Raw genomic sequence first — 22,111 nt, forward strand, 5'->3', positions numbered from 1 at the left:
TTAAATCATACGATTAGAAATAAGGGATAGATATTTATGGCGACAGGGCTAAAGGCCGGAGTGGCGAAACGATTTCTTGAGTGGGCGCCGAAGCTGGCGGCCAAACCTCTGGCATTGGTACCTTTTGCAGTCAAATCACAGTTGATTAGGCAGATGCTGCAGCAGGTGCTGGCCGAACAGGAAAAGGATGGCGAACTGGAGTTTTTGGCTGGCCGACAGGTGGCGATTCAGATTTCCGATCTGCAACTGGAATTTCTGGTCAGCTATGACCATGGCTGGCATATCTCACCTTTCGAAGCTTCCGCCGCTGAAGTGTGTTTTCGGGCACCGTCTCAGGAGTTGCTGCTGGTCGTCGCCGGTAAAGAAGATCCCGATACTCTGTTTTTCCAGCGCCGCCTGAGTATTGAAGGGGACACTGAGTTGGGTCTTGAAGTGAAGAACCTGCTGTTGAGCGTTGAGTTTGATGCTCTGCCTGCGCCGGTCCGGGTGTCGGTACAGAAGTTGGCCATTACGTTGCAGCAGCTGCAGCAACTTGCTGCGAGACCGGAAGCCACGCCAGTGCATTAGGCATTAATGTATATTCAAAATTATCGACAAATTCATTTGATGAACTGCTGAAATTTTGTTATCTGCTGATATTTAAGGTTAAGTCTTTTAAATATAGTGAATTTATCGACTTAACCTTACTCTTTAAGTGGTATATTTGCCTTAAAACTGCTTGAAAAGTGATCAAATTTGAGTGAGCTTACTCCTGACACTTTGCATGTGGTTATGTGAATATTTGGCTTAAGGAGCTAAAAATGAAATATAGATATGTGCTGTCGAGTCTTGTTTTAGCCGCTGCAGTTGGCGGTTGTACTTCCACTTCTGACAATGGCAAAGATGCCCCAGTCGAAAACTTTCTCACCCGTGACGGTAATGTCTATATTGTCTGGAAGGATCCGGCAAAATACAGCGACATCGAATCTACTGTTTGGTTGCAATCCAAGTTTGAAAAGTACCTGTTCACCGAGCTGACAGATGAACTCGGTCAGGAAGCCAATGAGCATCTTGGCAAAGATATGCAGTTGGATTTGATGGTGACTAATGTGGATCTGGCGGGCGATGTTCAACCTACATTTGGTGCAGGTCCTGACGATGTGCGCGTGGTATCGGATCTCTACCCTCCACGTATCGCCTTTGATTATGTGCTCAAGCAAAATGGCAGAGTCGTGAAGCAGGGCAGTGAGAACATCAATGATATGAGCTTCCTGTTCGGCATTCAGCCTATTACCAGTGACCCTTTCCCTTACGAGCGCCGAATTCTGACCAAGTGGTTTAAAGAGACCATTGAGCCTGCGCTGGCAAAGAAGTAAGCCGTATTTCAGACAATACAAGACAAAACAGGTGGCCATGGCCACCTGTTTTTTTGTCTCTGATTATCGTCGGCATCAATGCAGTTTCATGCGAGGGCGAACCGCTTTGAGCAATCGCTCTGCAATAAACAGGGCGAAACTGCGTGCATAACCATGAATCGCCAATTGGTGCATACGATACAGGGAGATGTACATCAAGCGGGCAATTTTGCCTTCAATAAACATGCTGTTCTTGCTCAGGTTACCCATGAGGCTGCCAACTGTGCTGTAACGTGACAGGTTCACCAGAGAGCCATGGTCATGGTAGTGATAGCTCTTCAGTGGTTTGCCATTGAGCTCAGCAGGAATATTGTGCTCCAGCAGCTGCGCCATCTGATGGGCTGATTGAGCTCTTGGCGGAACCCACTGACCATTTTCCTGCATAAAGCCACAACAGTCGCCCAATACAAACACATTATCACTGCCTTTCATCTTCAGCTGAGTATCCACCAGAATCTGATTGGCACGATTCAGCTCGATACCTTCTATCTGGGTCAGGATATCCGGAGCTTTTACGCCAGCAGCCCACAACATCATGTCCGCTTTAATCAGTTGGCCTTCGCTGGTGACAAATCCCTCGGCTGTCGCCTCACTGATGCGGGTATTTTCCATCACTTCGACACCCAGCAGACTCAGCTCTTTGCGAGCTGAGGCAGAGAGGCGCTCTGGCAGTGCAGGCAAAATACGTGGACCGGCTTCAATCAGGGAGATTTTCAGCTTATCTCTGGTCATTTTGCCAAGGCCATATCCTTTCAGTAGCTCGGCAACATGGTACAGTTCTGCAGACAGCTCAACTCCGGTTGCTCCTGCACCGACAATGGCGATATTCAGCGCCTGTTGAGAGTCTGACTGGTGCATGCGGGTAAAGTTGTCCAGCAGTTCTACATGGAACTCCTGCGCTTGCTTGTGAGTATCCAGGAAATGACAATGCTGCTTAACACCCGGGGTATTAAAGTCATTGCTGACTGCACCGATAGCCAAAACCAGCTTGTCGTAATGGATCTCTCTTTGGGGCAGGAGCTGACGGCCATCGTGATCAAAGCGTTCTGACAGGGTAATAGTCTGGGCCTGAGTGTTTAAGCCGCAAAATTCACCCAGCTCAAATTGATAGCCGTGCTTCACCGCATGAACAGAGTAAACGACACCATCCAAATCTGAATCCAGCGAACCCGTTGCTACTTCGTGCAGCAAAGGCTTCCATATGTGGCTCCGGGAGCGGTCGACCAGCAAGATCTCGGCTTTGCCTTTTTTGCCCAGTTTATGTCCAAGCTGGGTTGCCAGTTCCAGGCCACCCGCGCCACCACCTACAATTACAATCCGGGGGAGTTTGGTCGTCATCTACTCAGTCTCAGTCATGCCTATTTAAGCTGGCGCAAATATTGCCCTGAATTGAGAAATTAGTCACGCCGAAAATATGGTTTTATTGATTAAAGTCATTGAAATTGAGCTGCTTGTGGTTTAACGCTTGGTTATCTGTGCTAACACCTATTTGTTGGTGTTTCCTGAGATAGTGAGGTGTTTACAGAAGTTTTGCACTCCTGCGATAGACTTGTTTTTTACAGGTAATTGGTAGGGGAAGTTGCCGACTGCGGTTGTTGGCGTAAATTTGAGCACACGTTTGCATCCAGGTATAAAAAAGGCCGCCCGCAGGCGACCTTTTTGACATGGATTTTGATTAGCCTTCCAGCTTGGCCAGTTCGGCCTTCTGCTCGTTCAACTTGTCCATATCACGGGTGAACTCAGCCAGCTTGGCGCGTTCTTTATCGATAACCGCGGCAGGTGCCTTGGCCACGAAGCCTTCGTTGGACAGCTTGCCTTCGATGCGCTTGGCATCCTGTGCCAGCTTCTCCAGCTGCTTGTCGATACGGGCCATCTCGGCGGCCACGTCAATCAGACCTGCCATAGGGATCAGCAGCTCCATCTCGCCTACCAGCTGAGTGGTGGACATAGGTGCAGTGTCACCGTCAGCCAGAATGGTCATGGACTCCAGCTTGGCCAGAGAGGTAAAGAAGGCCTGGTTGGCTTCAATACGGGCCTTGTCCTGTTCGCTGACGTTACGCAGCAGGGCAGACAATGGCTTGGATGGGGCTATGTTCAGTTCGGCGCGGATGTTACGTACCGCAACGATCACCTTCTTCACCCATTCCAGATCTTCCATTGTCTGAGCGTCAACCTTGGCAGCATCAAATTCAGGGAAGCCCATCAGCATCAGGGTTTCGCCTTCAACACCGGCCAGTGGTTTAACACGGTGCCAGATGGTCTCAGTGATGTATGGCATCAGAGGGTGCATCAGGCGCTGCAGCTGCTCCAGAATGGTGACCAGCGTATGACGTGTGCCACGCAATTGAGCTTCAGTACCATTGTTCAATACTGGCTTGGTCAGCTCCAGATACCAGTCACAGAACTGGTTCCAGGTGAACTCGTACAGAGTGTTGGCAGCCAGGTCGAAACGGTAAGCGGCGATATGGTCATCGAAGGTCTTAACGGTTTCGTTGAACAGACCGGTAATCCAGCGATCGGCCAGAGACAGCTCCATCTCGCCGCCGCTCTGTCCGCAATCCTGCTCTTCAGTGTTCATCAACACATAGCGAGAGGCGTTCCACAACTTGTTACAGAAGCTGCGGTAACCGTCCAGACGCTTCATGTCCCAGTTGATGTCACGGCCAGTCGAGGCCATGGCTGCCAGCGTAAAGCGCAGCGCATCGGTACCGTGGGCTTCGATACCCTCGGCGAACTCTTTGCGGGTGCTCTTTTCAATCTTGGCGGCCAGCTGAGGCTGCATCATGTTGCCGGTACGCTTCTGAACCAGAGATTCCAGATCGATACCGTCAATCATATCCAATGGATCCAGTACGTTACCCTTGGACTTGGACATCTTGTTGCCCTGTTCGTCACGGATAAGACCGGTCACATAAACTGTCTTGAATGGCACCTGTGGCTTGCCGTCTTCATCTTTGATGAAGTGCATGGTCATCATGATCATACGGGCAACCCAGAAGAAGATGATGTCGAAACCTGTCACCAATACGTCGGTTGGGTGGAAGGTCTTCAGATCTTCAGTGTTTTCTGGCCAGCCCAGGGTGGAGAAGGTCCACAGTGCAGAAGAGAACCAGGTATCCAGTACGTCATCGTCCTGACGCAGAGTCACATCCGCGCCCAGCTTATGCTTGGCACGTACTTCCGCTTCATCACGGCCTACATATACCTTGCCTGCTTCGTCGTACCATGCAGGGATACGGTGACCCCACCACAGCTGACGGGAGATACACCAGTCCTGAATATCACGCATCCAGGAGAAGTACATGTTTTCGTACTGCTGAGGCACAAACTTGATATCACCGTTTTCAACAGCTTCAATCGCAGTCTTGGCCATTGGCTTAACAGCCACGTACCACTGGTCAGTCAGCAGCGGCTCAATCACCACACCGGAACGGTCGCCATAAGGCACTTTCAGTCCGTGAGGATCAATTTTTTCCAGCAGACCCAGGGTCTCAAACTCAGTAACCACTGCGTCACGGGCTTTGAATCTGTCCATACCGGCATAGCGCTCAGGCAGGCTGGCATCCAGTTCGTTGTTGATGGTGCCATCTGTGTTAACCACTTCAGCTGTCGCACGGATAGCGGCGTCCAGTGTCATGATGTTGAACATTGGCAGGGCATGACGCTTACCCACTTCATAGTCATTGAAGTCGTGAGCCGGGGTGATTTTCACGCAGCCGGTACCGAATTCCATGTCTACATAATCGTCGGCTACAACCGGGATACGGCGGTTAACGATAGGCAGAATGATCTCTTTACCGATCAGTGACTGGTAACGCTCGTCATCAGGGTGTACGGCAACCGCGCTGTCACCCAGCATTGTTTCAGGACGGGTAGTCGCCACCACCAGGTAATCTTTACCATCGGCAGTCAGGGCGCCGTCAGCCAGTGGATAACGGAAGTGCCACATGTGGCCCTGCTTCTCTTTGTTTTCCACTTCCAGATCGGAAATTGCGGTGTGCAACTTAGGATCCCAGTTAACCAGGCGCTTGCCACGGTAGATCAGGTCATCTTCATACAGACGAACAAACACTTCCTGCACAGCAGCAGACAGGCCTTCATCCATGGTGAAACGCTCGCGGTCCCAGTCTACTGAGGCGCCCAGACGACGCATCTGACGGGTAATGGTGCCACCGGACTGTGCTTTCCAGTCCCATACCTTGTCCATAAAGGCGTCACGGCCCAGATCATGGCGGCTCTTGCCTTCTTCGGCTTCCAGCTTACGCTCAACCAGCATCTGGGTAGCAATACCTGCGTGGTCGGTACCAACCTGCCACAGGGTATTCTTGCCCTTCATGCGCTGATAGCGGATCAGGGTGTCCATGATGGTGTCCTGGAAGGCGTGTCCCATGTGCAGACTGCCGGTGACGTTTGGTGGCGGGATCATGATGCAATAGTTGCCATTGCTCTGGTCACCGTGGGGTTTGAAATAGCCTTTCTCTTCCCAAACCTGGTAGAGAGCCTGTTCAATAGACTGCGGGTTGTATGTTTTTTCCATGGGAGCTTACGTTTCTCAAACTAAATTAAGAGGCTCGGTTGCCAGATCCCGGGTGCTGAGGGCTATGCCCATAGTCCGGTATTGCTTGTAGCGTTCACGTGCAATCGCCTTGTGGGCGTTGTCACTGGCAACGAAATCGACAATTTGGTCAAAGTTTACCGCAAATGCGGGGCTTTGGTCTGCAAGATTAATCAGAACCGCGCGCTTTTTATTGGGGCCGATTCGGTCAAAGCCGATCTCCACCGGTGCGCCGGTCATTGGGCCTTCGCCCTTAAGGTTATGGGGTACAAAACTGTTGGCATCAAATTGCCACAGTTGTTCATCAATGGCATAAGCCTGAGTCTTATCCTGACAGTGGATATAGACCTCATTACCCTGACGGTAGTGCTGACTCGCCAATTGACAGGCGGTCAGTGTCAGTCGCTCAATAGCGGACATGGTCTGCTCAGCTGGCAGTAGATGAAAAATAGCCTGGCTCATGGCCTCAGCTGTACCCTGTAGAGATTGGACATAAGGAGGGGATATTACACTTTTTGGCGGTGTGATAACAGGCTCTGACGGCTTATCGCCTCAAGGAATCGCGATGTGGTTTATAACAGCTGTGAATGTGGCTTAACGAAGAGCGGGCACCATCTGCAGTGACTTAACGGTTCATGCTGGCAAAGTTGCGCATCAGCGCCAGCGCCTGACTGGCTGTTTCGGCTTTAAGTCGCTGATCGCCAGGGTTGTTCATCATTTTTGTATAGCCGGGAATATGCTGCTGGTCGATGCGTCGAAAGCCCATGCTCCATTCGCCAAATTCCCGCTGTTCAATAGGTTTGCTAAGCAGCTCAAATACACCTGAGTGACGGGAGTCTGACAGGATTTTTTGAAACAACCCGGTGACTGTAGTCTCGGGGCCTTCCAACACCTGAATGAAATCTCCCTGCCGATACAGGAGCATACCAGTGACTCCGAGTCGCTGGTTGTTAAACCGGACAGAGGTAAGCAGACTTTCCAGTTCGGCCTCGGTAAATGGTTTGGTGGCGCAGGACACATAGACAACCTGCATCAAAGGCTCTGACATAGCATCTGTTCCTGTCGTTAAGTTCTACTTACAGCAAGATACTCATGCCACTCCCCAAATGGCTCAGAGGATCAGTTTGCTGAACTCCTCTTCTGCCATTGGCTTATGGAAAAGATAGCCCTGGTATAAGTGACAATTCAGTTTTTTCAGAAAGTCGAGTTGAATACGATTTTCCACCCCCTCTGCCACCACGGTTAATCCAAGGTGATGGGCCATCACCATAGTGGTTTCTACAATTGCAGCATCATAGCCATCATGGGGCAGGCCCTGCACAAAAGAACGGTCGATTTTAAGCGTACTGATTGGCAGGTGCTTTAAGTATGAGAGTGATGAGTAACCTGTGCCAAAATCATCCAGAGCGATACGTATTCCCAGGCTTTTCAAGGTGTTCATTTTACTGATAGTTGCTGGTACGTCAGCTATCGCTATCCCTTCGGTGAGCTCAAATTCGAGCTGGTGTCCGTCGATATTATGGATACGCAGGCATTGTTCAACGAACGCAAGAAAATCAGGGTGGTTAAACTGGTTGGCGCTGACATTGACCGACAGGCAGAGCTTATTGTTTCCGGCTTCCTGCCACTTTTTAAGATGGCGACAGCTCTCTTCAAGGATCCAATTACCCACAGGGATAATTAAGCCATACTCTTCCAGGTGGGGAATAAACTCCCTGGGGGGGACGACCCCTTTTTGAGGATGATGCCAGCGTAACAGGGCTTCGGCCTTGGTTATCTGTTTGCCGGTTTTATCTGTCTGGGGTTGAAAGTAGAGTATAAATTCCTGTCGCCGGATGGCATCAGCCAGTTCAACTTCAAGTTGTTGGCGTAAACGTTCACTTTGCTCAAGTTCATCATCATAAAAGCGCACCTGGTTCTTGCCTGCGTGTTTGGCGCAATACAGGGCTGCATCGGCGAATTTAAATATCTCTGAGTACTGAATATTGGGCTTGTCCAACATGACTACGCCAATACTGCTGGTAATTTGAGTTGTCAGATATCCCAGAAGAACGGGTTTATTCAGCCGTTTACGAATATTCTCTGTGATCTCTATCAGTTCGTTTCGCGGATTGTCGGGATCCAGACCCGAAAGAAATATGACAAATTCATCCCCACCCATTCTGGCGACCAGATCTGAGTTATTGGGTGCATATTCTCTAAGGGCCTGACTGACTTCGTAAAGGAGTTGATCACCAACACCGTGACCATGGTGGTCATTGACCTGTTTAAAGTTGTCCAGATCGATATAGATGAGCGCTGCACATGAAGGTCTTGCGCCAGTCAGTTCCCGGCCTAAATGTTCCATCAGCAATCTGCGGTTGGCAACGCCAGTCAGTGCGTCATGGTAGGCCATAAAGGTGATCTTGTTTTCTGCCTCCACCCGGGCGGTGATATCAGACAATATGCCTGCAAAGCCGGCATATTGGCCTGTCTCATCTCTGACTGCTCTGGCTGATAACTCGAATACGCGGCAGTCGCCATCCGAGTGGTAAAAGCGGATCTCCTCGGTGATCTCTTTTTTGACTTCAGATAGCAGGTCGGAAAAGCCCATGGAACACCTGGCGGCATCGTCGGGGTCAACTCCCAGGCCAAACTCCCGACCAAGAGACTCACCCACAGTGAATCCGGTCAGAGTGAACCAGGCCTGGTTTAAAAAGGTCCACTTCAGGTTCAGATCCAGATGAAACACCACATCCCTCAGATGCCCCACCAGATCCTGATAGCGCTTTTCCGAAGCCTGCAGATTCTCGATTAACTTATTCTGAGCCTGCGACAGCAGTTCGCCGGGAGTAGGTCCCGAGAGTTTGCTTTGCATTCAGAGGCCCAGCTGGGTAGCTATCTCTCCGGAACTACCGACATTGGCATACATGGGCATAATCTCTTTCAGGTAATAATCCTGCTCAAAGTTGGTCCTGGCCACAGTGCAGTCAGAGAGTATGGTCACCCGGTAGCCCAGTTCTGCAGCTTCCCGTCCGGCGCTGTCGATGCAAAGCGAGGTTACCGCACCGGCAATAATCACATCGGTAATCTGGTTTTCCTTCAGAATTTGATGCAACTCTGTATTGGAAAAGCAACTGAGCCCGCGTTTGCCGGGCAGGGTCAGGATCTCATCGCCCAGTTCCTTTAACTCATTGATGGTTTCAGCACCTGGCTGCCCGGACTTGAATGCGCCGTTCTCTTTGATGATTTTTAAAATGCCAATGGGGTCACTGAGTTCAGAGTAGTCGGGCGTAAAGATAATGGGTGTCAATACCACCTGGGCCGGCGTCGGCAGCAGCTTTTTAATGAAGGTCATAGAGTTGTTAAGGATCAACCCGACTTGCTCTGAGTTTTCCAGTGCGCCGTGCAGTATGCCGTCGTTGGCGAAATAGTCGTTTTGATAGCCGATAAGGATCAGGGCGGTATGTTTGAGATCCATGACATTTCCCATTTGCTTGAATTCAAGTTAAGGGCGGCGGGATGCGCCCTGGCCTGGCGGGGGAGTTTCCCCTCCTCAAGTATAGACAAGATGCGGACAGTCACCCGTTCGACTGGGCAAGGGATTTACCTGGACTGATTAGACGTCAGGACAATGGGTTTTCAGCGCGTTGGGTCGATGGCAAATTTGCGTGTCACAGAGTCGCCGCTTGGCTGAAACAGTACAACTTCATCAGCATCACCATAGACACTGATATATCGGCCTTGCACCAGGAGTTCGCGGAGCGTTAATGGTCGATTGTTAACGGGTTTTACGCCTCTTAACTGCAGTGGCTCGCCAGCGGCATCAAGAAACTCCATGCGGTCGGTAAACCCATAATAGGCTTTATCCAACAGCTCAGGTTTGATCCAGGCCGAGACATCGACCAGCCAGGGGGTGTCGGTATCCGGCACTGGGTATCGCTTGCTGCTAAGCTCGCCTTCGCAGTGAACCACTATGATAAACTCTTTATCGGGCATGTCTGCGATGGGCAGTTCGTAGTAGATACTTCCCTGAGCGTAATAGTTACCGTACACCCGCTCGATAATTTGTTCCGGTTTGCCTTCAATTTGTGGTGTACAGATGCTGGTAAGCGGCGTGCTCATATCCATGGCCAGATAGTCGTAATCAATGTAGGGATGGATTTTGGCAACACTGGTGGCCTGACGTTCAGCTTGATGTGGGATCAGCCTGCCATATTGGCTGTAGAATCTGCGCTCTCTTTTTATCGGGGGCAGTTTGGGCTCATACTGATAGTCCCTGTTTAGCATAAAGGTCAGCTCCCTGGGTGAGCTGGAAGCCTGTTGCCGGTTATCAAGGGCGATATGGGCAAAGTGCAGCTGCTTGGGCAGCTCATCAAATTCAATCTGGTACCTCAGCCCGGCGAAACCCGGTGTCCTGACTCCTGCCATCAGGCCACCCTCCCAGAAAGGTAGCCAGTTTGGCATACCCTCAGGTGGAGAGGGCAAGGCAAAGTACTTTCCCTTAAGTCCGGTCTGCAGCAACTGTAACTCCTGATTTTCTGTTTGCTGAATCGTGACAATGTATTTTTCATACTCCTGATTCAGCTTGACCCGGGTGTCTTCAATCTTTTCTGTATCACCAAGCAGATCATCGAAATCTATGCTGTGGCTTGTCACTGACCCTGGGATGAAAGTCGCCTTGGCGCGGTAGCCAGCCACACTCTGTGAGGTATCTTCTGACGTCCTTGAGAGGGTAAGCAGGTCTGTATCTGAACGAATGATGCCGCCATAAAATCGGTTTGCATTCGCCGGCAGGGCGATGGTTTCCAATGGCAGTGGCTGCTGCTTTTCATCCAAAGGCGTTACATCAGTGAGAGTGAGTCTACCGACCAAAGGTCTGGAGGCGAATCCGTGTACAAACTGCAGGCTTCCTCTTTGGGAGTATGGATTAGAGCCCCATACCCCTTTGGTATGAGGCAACTGTTCAAAGCTGAGTGATGACATCCCGGTTGCGTCGTTACCGGGCACAGGCTCACTGTCGAGAAACTGGCTTTCCAACGCTTTATGGGGGAAAAAACCCGGAAATATAGATGGGCCATCGATGGGGGCGGTAATGTGAGTACTGATTTTTCGCTGGCCCATGGCCAGCTCTTCAAGGTTGATATTGGCACTTGCCTGTATCCAACCGTTAGCCCTGTTTACCCGCCATTCTCCATAGTGGTAGTGGACTCGGGAGCCCGTTGGTCTTTGTTGTGATACCACCAGATAGTCATTCGTGTAGGCAACGACCCTTGCACTACTGGGACGGTAGTGGCTTGATCTGGCCGCCTTATCTATATTTGCATCAGAGTTATTGAGAAGAGGCACGGCAGACAGGATTTTATGGCCAAAGGCGATATTGATTGCCAGCTGCTTTCGTCCACTATCGGTCAGATCCGGATGGTCCGGCATTGGTCCTCTGGCGACAAATTCCAGTACCTTGCCTGTGTGTTTATTTAAGGTCAGGGTAAAGCCTGCAAGAAAATAGTCGCCAAGATCCTTACCAAACCCTTTATTATCACGGGTATTGATTGCCAGGTAAGTGCTCTGAAGCCGGGCTTGAAGTAGCTGAGGGGATACCTCGAAAACCAGGGTGTCGGCCGTTTGCTGTGTCAAAGTGTATGTGACTACGCCATGAGCTCTGTTTTTCAGTTGCGGATCATCTGACCGCTCTCCCAGAAACTCCCGTTCAGCGTAATAAAGCTGATAGGTTTGGCTGTCGCCGGGTAGAGCGGTGAAATTGACATGTGCATCGGGTTTGGGGCTACAGCCTGCCAGCAAAGACAGGGATAATAGTAATGACAGCAAAGTAAACAGTGGCAAACGCATAACCAGAATCCCTTTTTCCCTCGTGGCTTGATGACTACAAGTGCGCATTGTGTAAGTTTTACACTTCAAATTGTATAAGCCATTTGGGTTGCAAATCTTGCAGAGTACTAGCACCCAAGTGTCTGCTTACATTTATTTAACCTTATTTGGTTCTAATCCGCTTAGCCCTGTGTCATCTTTCTGAATCAGATATTTATCAACCATGCGGGTGCGCCATGATACTAAAAACCCTTAAATGGTCACTTCTTGTTGTATTGACTGTTATCACTCTATTTGTCGTGAATCTGATTTGGTTTAAGCCGTTCAGTATTAACCATTATTTTGAGCGTGTATTTTTAGAGTTTGCTCTCGACAGCCCAGAGATGCTGAGCCAGATCCGCATGCTGGAACCTATGGGGATCAAATACCATCAGGATGATCTGGATGATGCCTCAATGGCGTCTCAGCAACAGGGATTTGAAGACCTTAAGCAGGAAATCATAACCCTTGAGTCTTACGATGATGCGGACTTAACTGAGTCGCAGCAGCTCTCCAAGGCAATTTTGCTATTTTTCCTTAACGATATGGCCGAGGGCGAGAGGTGGCAGTTTCATAATTATCCATTGAATCAATTGTTCGGTGTTCAAAGTGGGTTTCCCTCCTTTATGGAGTCGGCGCACCAGATCACTGAGCTGAGAGATGCTGAAGATTATGTTGCCCGATTGAGCAAGGTGGACGAGAAGTTTGCCCAGATCGGTGAAGGGCTTAAGCACAGAGAGTCTCTGGGAATTATTCCGCCCACCTTTGTGATAGATAAAGTGCTGGCAGAAATGCAGGGCTTTATTGATACACCGGTGGAGGAGAATATTCTCTATAGCTCGCTGCAGGAAAAAATGGCTGAGGTGGATGAGATCAGCCCTGAGCAGAGGGATGAGATACTGGCACAGGCCAAAGCTGTGTTTGAATCTGATGTCAGGCCTGCCTATCAGGGGTTTATTGATTACTACACGGCGCTGCGTCCTAAATCCACCAATGACGATGGAGTTTGGAAGTTGCCCGATGGTGATGAGTTTTACGCCTATATGCTAAGGCACCACACCACCACAGATATGGACGCTGCTACCATCCACGATATTGGTGTAGCCGAAGTTGCCCGTATTCAGGCGCAGATGCTGGGTATTCTGGAAGCTGAAGGTTATAAGGTGTCCGAAGGTTTTACTGTCGCCATGGCAGAGCTGGCGGAAGATGACAGGTTCTATTACGAAGACAGCGACGCCGGGCGTCAGCAGATCCTGGATGATTACACTACCATGATTGCTGAGATAGATACTGGATTGGGGGATTGGTTTGCGGTTAAGCCAAAAGCCCCGGTGGAAGTAAAACGTATCCCGCTGTTTAAGGAGAAGACCTCTCCGGGTGCGTACTACAATGGCCCATCTATGGATGGCTCCAAGCCTGGCATCTTCTACGCCAATCTTTATGACATAAAGGCCACACCAAAATATGGCATGCGTACTCTGGCGTATCATGAAGCTGTACCGGGTCATCACTTTCAGATAGGCATTCAGCGCGAGTTGGAAGGGCTGCCGACCTTCAGAACCATGCTGCCCTTTACTGTCTATTCTGAGGGTTGGGCGCTGTATTCAGAGCAATTAGCCTGGGAGGCTGGCTTCCAGCAAAATCCTCTGGATAACCTGGGTCGTTTGCAGGCTGAGTTGTTCCGTGCCGTGCGCCTTGTGGTGGACACAGGTTTACATTACAAGCGCTGGACCCGGGAAGAGGCCATAGACTATATGGCGGCCAATACAGGTATGGCCATGTCTGATGTGGTGGTAGAGATTGAGCGTTACATTGTGATGCCGGGGCAGGCCACAGCATATAAGACAGGCATGCTCAAACTGATAGAGCTCAGACAGAAGGCGCAGGAGCAACTGGCCGATAAGTTTGATATCAAGGCGTTCCATGATGTGGTGCTGAAGAATGGTGCCATGCCACTGGCGATACTTGAGCAGCAGGTGGATGCCTATATTGCAGGGGCTCAATAATCTGAGACTCTATAGCCAACAGGTTGATTGAAAGGGCGGCTCAGGCCGCTCTTTTTTTGTGAGCTGTGGGCTAAGTCTGGCGATATAAAGGTGAGCTGATTAACAAAAATAGTGACTTCCAGCATTGTTGGGTTATTGAGCTGATTTCTCTTCAAAAAGCTGCTGGACACAGGCTGACTTGCTCACTAGAATACGCCGAAATTCAAGCCCTGCGGAGTCACTGGCTTGATAAACAGCTGATCTCCGGTCAGTTGTTTTTTCTGTTTCTATAAGTAGAAAGAACAACTAATTGGATCCTCTGATGTCCGTATCCTCCCTGTCCAAATCTGTAAATCCTGCTTCTTCCGTGGCGGATACAGACCGCGATTTCCAACGTAAAGCGATTTTCAGCGTCGCCTTCCTGATGGCGACCACCTCTGTCGGCCCCGGGTTTCTGACGCAAACTGCCGTGTTTACCAATATCTACAAGATGGATATGGCATTTCCGGTGCTCATCTCTGCCTTTATCACCTTTGGTATTGTGATGAACCTGTGGCGTATTGTTGGCGTGTCCGGCCTGCGAATTCAGGATATTGCCAACCGTATTGCACCCGGGTTGGGCTATGTTATTGGTACTTTGCTGGCGCTGGGAGCCGTGGCCTTTAACTTCGGCAATGTCAGTGGCTCTGCGCTTGGACTCAATGTGCTGACAGGGATAGATACCACCTGGGGCGCCTTGCTTACCGGGTTGGTGGGTAGCGCCCTGTTTTTAATGCACAACGCTTCCAAACGTATGGATCAGATGGCCAGATATCTGGGGCTGCTGATGATTCTGCTGATCGCTTATGTGGCCATGACCAATCTGCCCCCTATGCAGCAAACTTTTACCGCTGCAGTATTCCCCTCAGACTATGCCAGCATGTTGCTGCCAACCCTGACCATAGTTGGCGGCGCTGTGGGCGGTTACTACACGGGTGCCCAGCGTCTGGTTGATGTGGGTCTGCAGGGGGAAGGGCAGGTAGGCGCAATTAAACAGGCTGCCTGGGCGGGTATTTCCATTGCGGTGATTATTCGGGTGTTATTGTTCTTTGCTGTGCTGGGTGTGATCGCGACCGGCGCTGTATTGGATGGTGCCAACCCGGCTGCCGATGCCTTCCGTGCCGGAGCCGGTAGTCTGGGCTACCATATCTTTGGTTTGGTGCTGTTTGTGGCTTCCATTACCTCGGTAGTGGGTAACTCCTATATGGCGGTTTCTCTGGTCAAAACCCTGTTTCCCGTGGTGGCCCGCAATGAAAAGGCCTGGTGTGTGGGCTTTATTCTGGTCACCAGTATTGGCACTGTACTGGTAAATATGCCGGTATTTCTGTTGATGCTGGCCGGTTTGGTTAACAGCATCATTCTGCCCCTGGTATTGGCAGTTATGCTGCTGGCTGCCCGACGTAAAGAGATTGTGGGTAACTACCAGCACCCTGTGTGGTTGAGCGCAATCGGCGCTGCCATTGTCATTCTGATGGCGGGTGCCAGTGTCTCCAATGTCAGCAACTTTGCAGACAGGTTTATGGGCTAAGTCTTGGGCAGGACGTAATCAGCGCCTGACTTGTAAATCTCTGCACCTCTGATAAGAATGGGCTTGAAAGCACAATAACTTATAAGGGAAGTGCGGGATGCAAGAAGAGCAGGTGATAACCCAACACAAATTAACCGGCGGTTGTTTATGTGGGGCAATTCGTTATTGCATTGACGGGGAGCCTTTCGATGCAGACTACTGTCATTGTCGCCTGTGCCAGCAACAAACGGGCGCTCCGGTATCTGCTTGGATGGATTTCAAAGTCGGGCAGGTGCAATGGCTTGAAGGGCAGGTGAAAGAGTTTGCCTCTTCTGACACGGTACGAAGAGGGTTTTGTGCTGAGTGTGGCTCGACCCTGACCTTTCGGCATACGGAGTATCCTGACTATCTGACTTTAAGTATTGCCTCGTTGGATAACCCGGAATCGGTTAGTCCCAATTATCACATTTATACCAGCAGCGCCCTTGATTGGCACAGAATAGAAGATAGCTTGCCCAGGTATGTAAAAGGGCGCAGTGACTGAACTGTTCATATCGTTCAGACAATAAAAAAGCGAAGCCTGAGCTTCGCTTTTCTGTGTACTGACAAGAGTGATTACTCGTCGTGACCTACGCCAGCGCGGTTAATCACAAACTGAGTCAGCAGAGGTACCGGACGGCCGGTTGAACCTTTGTTGGCACCACTGTTCCAGGCTGTACCTGCAACGTCGATATGCGCCCAGTGGTACTTCTTGGTGAAGCGGGACAGGAAGCAGGCTGCGGTAATGGAACCTGCAGGGCGACCACCCAGATTGGTCATATCGGCAAATGGGCTTTCCAGCATCTCCTGATACTCATCCCACAGTGGCATGCGCCATGCGCGGTCACCGGATTGCTCACCTGCGTTCAGCAGTTCATGGGCCAGCGGGTTGTGACCGGAGAACAGACCTGAGGCGTGTTTACCCAGGGCAATCACACAGGCACCGGTCAGAGTTGCAGTATCAACAACCACTTCAGGGTCGAAACGCTCAACGTAGGTCAGCACGTCACACAGCACCAAACGGCCTTCGGCGTCTGTGTTCAATACTTCCACTGTCTGACCTGACATTGTGGTCAGAATGTCACCGGGACGATAAGCGGTGCCGGATGGCATGTTTTCACAGCCAGCCAAAACGCCAATCACATTCACCGGCAGGTCCATTTCACAGATCGCCTTCATGGTACCGATAACGCCGGCTGCGCCACCCATGTCGTACTTCATCTCATCCATGGCTTCACCCGGCTTCAGGGAGATACCGCCGGAGTCGAAGGTCAGACCTTTACCAACTAGTACAATTGGCTTTTCAGTGGCATTCAGAGAGCCCTTGTAGTGCATCACTGTCATGATGGACTCATTGGCACTGCCGCGGCCTACAGCCAGATAAGAGTTCATGCCCAGTTCTGCCATCTGCTCTTCGCCGACAGTAGTCACGTCGAGCTTGTCATACTGTTCACCCATTTGGCGGGCCTGAGAGGCCAGGTAAGCCGGGTTACAGATATTCGGTGGCATGTTGGCCACGTCGCGACACAGGTGGATACCGGCAGAAACAGCTTCACCTTGCTCAATAGCGCGCTCGCCAACGGTGAGTTCACGACGGGTTGGAACGTTGAATACCAGTTTGCGCAGTGGACGACGATGCTCGCCTTTGCGGGTTTTCAGCGCATCAAAGCTGTACAGACTGGCGTTGGTGGTTTCGACGGCCTGGCGTACCTTCCAATAGGTATCGCGACCTTTGACGTGCAGTTCGGTCAGGAAGCAGACCGCTTCCATGGAGCCGGTTTCGTTCAGAGTATTGATGGTTTTGGCGATAATTTGCTTGTACTGGCGCTCGTCCAGTTCTCGCTCTTTACCACAACCAACCAGTAGTACGCGCTCACTGAGAACATTTGGTACATGATGCAAAAGCAGCATCTGGCCCGGCTTCCCTTCCAAATCGCCGCGACGCAGCAAATTGCTGATGTAACCTTCGCTGATTTTGTCCAACTGCTCGGCGATACCTGATAAGCGCCGGGGCTCATAAACTCCAACCACAATACAGGCCGAGCGTTGTTTTTCGGGGCTTCCGCTCTTTACGCTAAACTCCATGAGCACTCCTAGATTCTTAAAGACAAATTTTTATATTTATTAGATAATACCGCCTTGTACCTGCGTTCGGCACGGCGCGGTGAGTCTGCCGATTGTTAGCCAAACCATGATGTGATAAGCCAGTTCGCTGTCAGTCAGCGAGCGGAAAATCAGTCTGGCTAAGTTTCCTGACTGAGTGATGGGGCCTGCACCTGGCGGTTACCTTTTTAGGCCCGTTCCAGAAGATTTCTCCGGGAACTTCAACTCCCTGTAGAAGGCTTCATTTGACATTTAAACCCTGTCGGCTACCGTGGGAGCTGGTCAGAAAACTATCAAAAGTAAACAGTTTACATGAAAGTCCGTCTGTTACCAGTAAAATGATAAGTTTAGATACCGGATTCAGCCTGTGATTGTATTTAGATACCTGATTCGAGAAGTTTTAAAGGCGCAAATCGCGGTACTTTTGGTACTGTTAACTATTTTTATCAGTCAGCATTTCGTGAGAGTGCTGGCTGATGCCTCCGATGGAGAATTCCCCGCCTCATTAGTGATGACCCTGCTTGGGCTTAATTTGCCCAGTCTGGCCGTTTTGGTACTGCCCCTCAGTCTGTTTTTAGGAATACTGCTGGCCCATGGCCGAATGTACGCTGAAAACGAAATGGTGATATTTCACGGCGTCGGTGTCAGTGAGTGGTATGTCACCCGGGTGACCCTGTTACTGGCGGTGGCAAACATGCTGCTAACGGGCTATTTGTCTGTTTATGTGGCGCCCTGGGCAGAAGAAAAGCAGAACCAGGTGCTGGAGCAGGCTCAATCTGACGCCGGATTGGCGGCCCTGGTGCAGGGGCGATTCCAGACCAGCCCCAATGGTCGCGCCGTGCTGTTTGTCGAGAAAATTGGCAAAGACAATACCCTGAATAATGTGTTTGTGGCCCAGCTGCCGGATCCGGATGAGCAGGCGGGTATGACCAATATTGTCGTTGCCAAAGATGGCCGTGTGGTGGAAGAGAGTTCAGGCAGTCAGCATCTTGAACTTACTGATGGCAGTCGCTATCAGGGCTCCCCCATGGCGAAGAACTACCAGATAATCGATTTTGGTGGCTATGGCATGCAGATTAAAGAGCAGCCTGTGGACCAGCGTCGCCGTAAGATGTCTGCCTTGCCAATCGGCGAACTGATGAAGCTGGATACCCCGGAAGCCAATGCTGAGTTCCACTGGCGTTTGGCGATACCCATTGCAATTCCCCTGTTGACTCTGATTGCTGTGCCCCTGTCCCGGGTTAACGTGCGTCAGGGGAAATTTGCCAAGATGCTGCCGGCTATCTTGCTGTATCTGGGCTATTTCGGCCTGATGGTGGCGGGGCGTAAGGCACTTGAGGACGAGGTGATTCCCGGTTTCCTCGGCATGTGGTGGATACATATAACGGCCTTGATAATGGGCTTTATGCTACTGGGCAAGGAGCGGCCTGTTGGGATGAAGGTGTTCGGATTTTTCAAACGCAAGAAGGTGGCGTCGTGAAGATACTTGACTGGTATATCGCGCGTGTCCTGCTCAGTACCTCTGCGCTTTGCCTGCTGGTACTGACCGGCCTGTCCGGCATCATCAAATGGGTGGATCAGCTCAGACACGTTGGACGTGGTGCCTATGGTATGGGTGACGCAGCCATTTATGTGCTGTTTCTGGTGCCCCGTGATATTGAAATGTTCTTCCCTATGGCTGTGCTGCTGGGAGCTTTGATTGGCATGGGGATGCTGGCATCCAACTCAGAGTTGGTGGTGATGCAGGCATCCGGTATGTCACGGTTGCAAATCACCATGTCAGCGATGAAAACCGCAGTACCGCTGATGTTGCTGGTGATGGCGCTGGGAGAGTGGGGGGCACCGGTCGCTGAACAGAAAGCCATTGATATGAAGGCCAAGCAGGTTTCCGGTGGTAGCTTTATTCAATCCCACAGGGGAATTTGGGCCAAAGACGGCGACCTGTTTGTAAATATTGGCGAAGTGGTTGATATGAATCAGCTGGGTAATATTACTCAATATAAGTTCGACGCTGACCAAACCCTGACCGATGTTATCCATGCTGAATCTGCAGTATTTCAAAATGATGCCTGGCAGATGCGTAATGTAACTCATACCGAGATCACTCCGGATAAGGTCAGTATGGAGGAGCTGGATACTGAGCTATGGCAGTCGACACTGACACCGGACAAGTTGAATATTGTGTCCATTAAGCCTGAAGCACTGTCTATTGAGGGGCTGGTGGATTATCTGGACTACCTCAAGGTCAACAATCAGGACCCGAGCCGCTATGAGTTAGCGCTGTGGCGCAAGATAATGCAGCCAATTACTGTGGCTGTCATGATGCTGGTAGCACTGTCATTTGTGTTTGGGCCGCTGCGTACGGTGACCATGGGCGCACGTGTTTTGCTTGGTGTGGTTGCCGGTTTCAGTTTCTATATCTGTAATGAGATTTTTGGCCCCATGAGTATGGTGTATGAACTGCCTCCGGCTATTGGCGCTATTGCGCCCAGCTTGCTGTTTACCGGGGTGGCACTCTACTTTATCCGGCGGTAACCCCAGGCTGAAAACTCCAATATAAAGGCGCTCAATGAGCGCCTTTTTCATGCCTGCACTAATAACTCTGCGTTATTGGTATGTTGCCAGACCACAAGACTATTTTAGCTAAACGCTTTACATCCAGATACATATGTTGATAATGCGATCGCGAATCGTTTTTATTTGTATAAAAGGATGTGCTTATGTGGTGTTCAAAAAGATCAGCCCTGAGTCTGGGAGTGACCCTGGCTTTGTCTGGACAGGTGATGGCAGAACAGACGCCGGAAGTCATTGAGGTCATGGGAACGCCACTATCGGCGTCGGAGGTGGTGGTTAACTCAGATACCATTGAAAGGGATATCGCCAACAGCATGAGTGATATTTTCAGTTCAAATGCTGAGATCAATGTCGGCGGCGGCAGCCCGGTAAGCCAGAAGGTTTATGTGCGGGGGCTGGAAGACACCATGCTGAATGTCACCATAGATGGTGTGCCGCAACCTGCTTATCTTTACCATCATCAGGGACGTATCGCCGTGGAGGCCGACCTGCTGCAATCTGTGGTGGTAATTCCGGGAGCCGGACGGGCGACCAATGGCCCTGGTGCGCTTGGTGGCGCTATCCGTTTTACCACTAAGGAGCCAGCTGCAATGGTGTCTGATGGTGAACGTTTTGCCGGAGCACTTAAAGCCTCCTACTTCAGTAATACCGATGGCCTGGAAACCAGTATCAGTGGCGCGGCACTGCTCACGGACGACATAGGTGTGCTGGCCAGCTATCAATACAATGATCACGATGATTTTGAGGATGGCAATGGCATTCCCCAGCCTCACACCGGGTCTGAAGAGCATGTTGGCTTTGCCAAGCTGGTGGCCGATATCAGTGACTCTCAAACGATTAAAGTGGGATTTGACAGTCGAGTCGATGAGGCATTCCGTTACCACAGACCTCAATGGCAAGAGAGCTTTAAAAACCAGGCCATTAACCAGGAAGTGAAACGCAGAACCAGCCATATCGGCTACAGCCTGGATACTGAGTCACCCCTGTTGGCGTTGAGTGCTGTGCTGTACCAGAACCATGTATCGCTGGAGCATATTGAAGGTCCCTGGGGAGACTATCTGGGTGAAGTGGACAGTACCGGTTTGGATGTTCGTAACGCCAGTGAAATAGGTGATGTCATCCTGACTTATGGTGTGGATTGGCGTGAAGATGAGGGCAGTTTATCAAGCCCAATCTATGGCAGCGACACTGACGAGGGCAGAGTCATGGGGCTTTATACGCAAGCCGATTGGCAGCTGACTTCAGACTGGCAGATCAGCGCCGGTGGCCGTTATGACGACTATGAGTTGACCGAGAGTAAGGGCACACAGCTTAGCCATTCCGGCTTTAGTCCCAATATTTCGACCAGCTACCAACTGCTCACCAATCTCCAGGTTTATGCTGGCTATGCTGAGGCATTGCGAGGCGCTATGGTCAGGGAGATTTTCCGTCTGGATGGACCTTCCAGCCACCCTGACAGGGAAGCTGAAAAAGCGAAGAATCTTGAGCTTGGGGTGGATTACACTTGGCAAAACCTGAGGCTATCAGCCCAGATTTATCGCACCAAAATTGATAATGCCGTGGAAATTTCGACGGGCGCTAATGGTGACAGATACTTGATGAATGTGGGGGAGCTGGACAGTAAGGGCTATCACCTGCGTGCTGTTTACGATTGGCAACAGTTGAGCGCCAGCATAGGTTACAGCCATGTCAGGCCAGAGCTGAACGATCAACCCCTGAATGATGACAGTAAGAGCCTGGGGACGGCCACAGGTGACAATTGGGTGGCTAACTTGAGCTGGGCGTTTACCGACTACTTGCAGGCCGGTTACACCGGGCGCTTTACCGAGAGATTGACTGATGTGGCTGAGGGCTACCCGGAAAAGCCGGGCTATGCACTGCATGATATCTATCTGCAGTGGCAGCCACTGGCCAATGAGAGGCTGCAGCTCAATCTGGCAGTCAATAATCTGTTTGATAAGGTGTACCGGGATCACGCCAGTTACGGCGAAAACAATATCGTCGCTAAAGGAACTCTGGATCCTGGCCGGGATATCAGAGCCTCATTGATCTGGCGCTTTTAATTAAC

At 50.8% G+C, this 22,111-nt stretch carries 16 protein-coding genes; 8 read left to right on the plus strand and 8 right to left on the minus strand.

Annotation, left to right across the window (positions count from 1 at the left end):
- Window positions 1–36 precede the first annotated feature (36 nt).
- A complete protein-coding gene (gene ubiT / locus ACFOE0_RS04405; protein ID WP_248935287.1) occupies window positions 37–567 on the plus strand; it encodes a ubiquinone anaerobic biosynthesis accessory factor UbiT in 531 nt (176 codons plus the stop codon).
- 233 nt (window positions 568–800) lie between these two features.
- Window positions 801–1,355, plus strand: a complete 555-nt coding sequence (locus ACFOE0_RS04410; RefSeq protein WP_115136054.1) for a DUF3016 domain-containing protein — start codon at window positions 801–803, stop codon at window positions 1,353–1,355.
- A 75-nt stretch (window positions 1,356–1,430) separates the two neighbouring features.
- On the opposite strand, the gene ACFOE0_RS04415 is transcribed toward ACFOE0_RS04410, so the two are convergent.
- From ACFOE0_RS04415 to ACFOE0_RS04445, 7 genes are all read right to left on the minus strand, one after another.
- Window positions 1,431–2,732, minus strand: a complete 1,302-nt coding sequence (locus ACFOE0_RS04415) for an NAD(P)/FAD-dependent oxidoreductase (protein ID WP_248935286.1) — start codon at window positions 2,730–2,732, stop codon at window positions 1,431–1,433.
- Between the two features lie 337 nt (window positions 2,733–3,069).
- Complete coding sequence (locus ACFOE0_RS04420) at window positions 3,070–5,931, minus strand: valine--tRNA ligase (RefSeq protein ID WP_248935285.1); 2,862 nt, start codon at window positions 5,929–5,931, stop codon at window positions 3,070–3,072.
- Window positions 5,932–5,946: 15 nt separating this feature from the next.
- Complete coding sequence (locus ACFOE0_RS04425) at window positions 5,947–6,411, minus strand: DNA polymerase III subunit chi (RefSeq protein ID WP_248935284.1); 465 nt, start codon at window positions 6,409–6,411, stop codon at window positions 5,947–5,949.
- 163 nt (window positions 6,412–6,574) lie between these two features.
- Window positions 6,575–6,997, minus strand: a complete 423-nt coding sequence (locus ACFOE0_RS04430) for a BLUF domain-containing protein (RefSeq protein WP_248935283.1) — start codon at window positions 6,995–6,997, stop codon at window positions 6,575–6,577.
- A 63-nt stretch (window positions 6,998–7,060) separates the two neighbouring features.
- On the minus strand, window positions 7,061–8,806 hold the full coding sequence (locus ACFOE0_RS04435; RefSeq protein ID WP_248935282.1) for a putative bifunctional diguanylate cyclase/phosphodiesterase: 1,746 nt from the start codon (window positions 8,804–8,806) through the stop codon (window positions 7,061–7,063).
- Window positions 8,807–9,409, minus strand: coding sequence for a cysteine hydrolase (locus ACFOE0_RS04440; RefSeq protein ID WP_248935281.1), 603 nt, complete (start codon window positions 9,407–9,409; stop codon window positions 8,807–8,809).
- Between the two features lie 161 nt (window positions 9,410–9,570).
- Window positions 9,571–11,778, minus strand: coding sequence for a hypothetical protein (locus ACFOE0_RS04445; RefSeq protein WP_248935280.1), 2,208 nt, complete (start codon window positions 11,776–11,778; stop codon window positions 9,571–9,573).
- A 215-nt stretch (window positions 11,779–11,993) separates the two neighbouring features.
- Between ACFOE0_RS04445 and ACFOE0_RS04450 the strand changes: the two genes are divergently transcribed.
- The 3 genes from ACFOE0_RS04450 to ACFOE0_RS04460 all read left to right on the plus strand — a co-directional run bounded on the left by ACFOE0_RS04450 (window position 11,994) and on the right by ACFOE0_RS04460 (window position 15,871).
- Window positions 11,994–13,802, plus strand: coding sequence for a DUF885 domain-containing protein (locus ACFOE0_RS04450; RefSeq protein WP_248935279.1), 1,809 nt, complete (start codon window positions 11,994–11,996; stop codon window positions 13,800–13,802).
- Window positions 13,803–14,103: 301 nt separating this feature from the next.
- Window positions 14,104–15,348, plus strand: a complete 1,245-nt coding sequence (locus ACFOE0_RS04455; RefSeq protein WP_248935278.1) for an NRAMP family divalent metal transporter — start codon at window positions 14,104–14,106, stop codon at window positions 15,346–15,348.
- Window positions 15,349–15,445: 97 nt separating this feature from the next.
- Window positions 15,446–15,871: a GFA family protein gene (locus tag ACFOE0_RS04460; protein WP_248935277.1), complete on the plus strand. Its 426-nt coding sequence runs from the start codon at window positions 15,446–15,448 to the stop codon at window positions 15,869–15,871.
- A gap of 71 nt (window positions 15,872–15,942) precedes the next feature.
- On the opposite strand, the gene pepA is transcribed toward ACFOE0_RS04460, so the two are convergent.
- Entirely contained in the window at window positions 15,943–17,451 is a 1,509-nt protein-coding gene (gene pepA, locus ACFOE0_RS04465; protein WP_115136044.1) for a leucyl aminopeptidase, read from the minus strand.
- A 385-nt stretch (window positions 17,452–17,836) separates the two neighbouring features.
- Between pepA and lptF the strand changes: the two genes are divergently transcribed.
- The 3 genes from lptF to ACFOE0_RS04480 all read left to right on the plus strand — a co-directional run bounded on the left by lptF (window position 17,837) and on the right by ACFOE0_RS04480 (window position 22,106).
- Window positions 17,837–18,949: an LPS export ABC transporter permease LptF gene (lptF, locus tag ACFOE0_RS04470; RefSeq protein WP_248935276.1), complete on the plus strand. Its 1,113-nt coding sequence runs from the start codon at window positions 17,837–17,839 to the stop codon at window positions 18,947–18,949.
- Window positions 18,946–20,004 carry an LPS export ABC transporter permease LptG gene (lptG, locus tag ACFOE0_RS04475; protein ID WP_248935275.1) on the plus strand — a complete coding sequence of 353 codons (1,059 nt, stop codon included), beginning with the start codon at window positions 18,946–18,948 and terminating at the stop codon, window positions 20,002–20,004. The genes lptF and lptG overlap by 4 nt, the downstream gene beginning before the upstream one ends.
- A 185-nt stretch (window positions 20,005–20,189) precedes the next feature.
- Window positions 20,190–22,106, plus strand: a complete 1,917-nt coding sequence (locus ACFOE0_RS04480; RefSeq protein WP_248935274.1) for a TonB-dependent receptor domain-containing protein — start codon at window positions 20,190–20,192, stop codon at window positions 22,104–22,106.
- Window positions 22,107–22,111 lie beyond the last annotated feature (5 nt).

Origin of the sequence: Shewanella submarina (assembly GCF_042646185.1) — a bacterium.
In the GTDB taxonomy this organism is placed as follows: Bacteria; Pseudomonadota; Gammaproteobacteria; order Enterobacterales; family Shewanellaceae; genus Shewanella; species Shewanella corallii.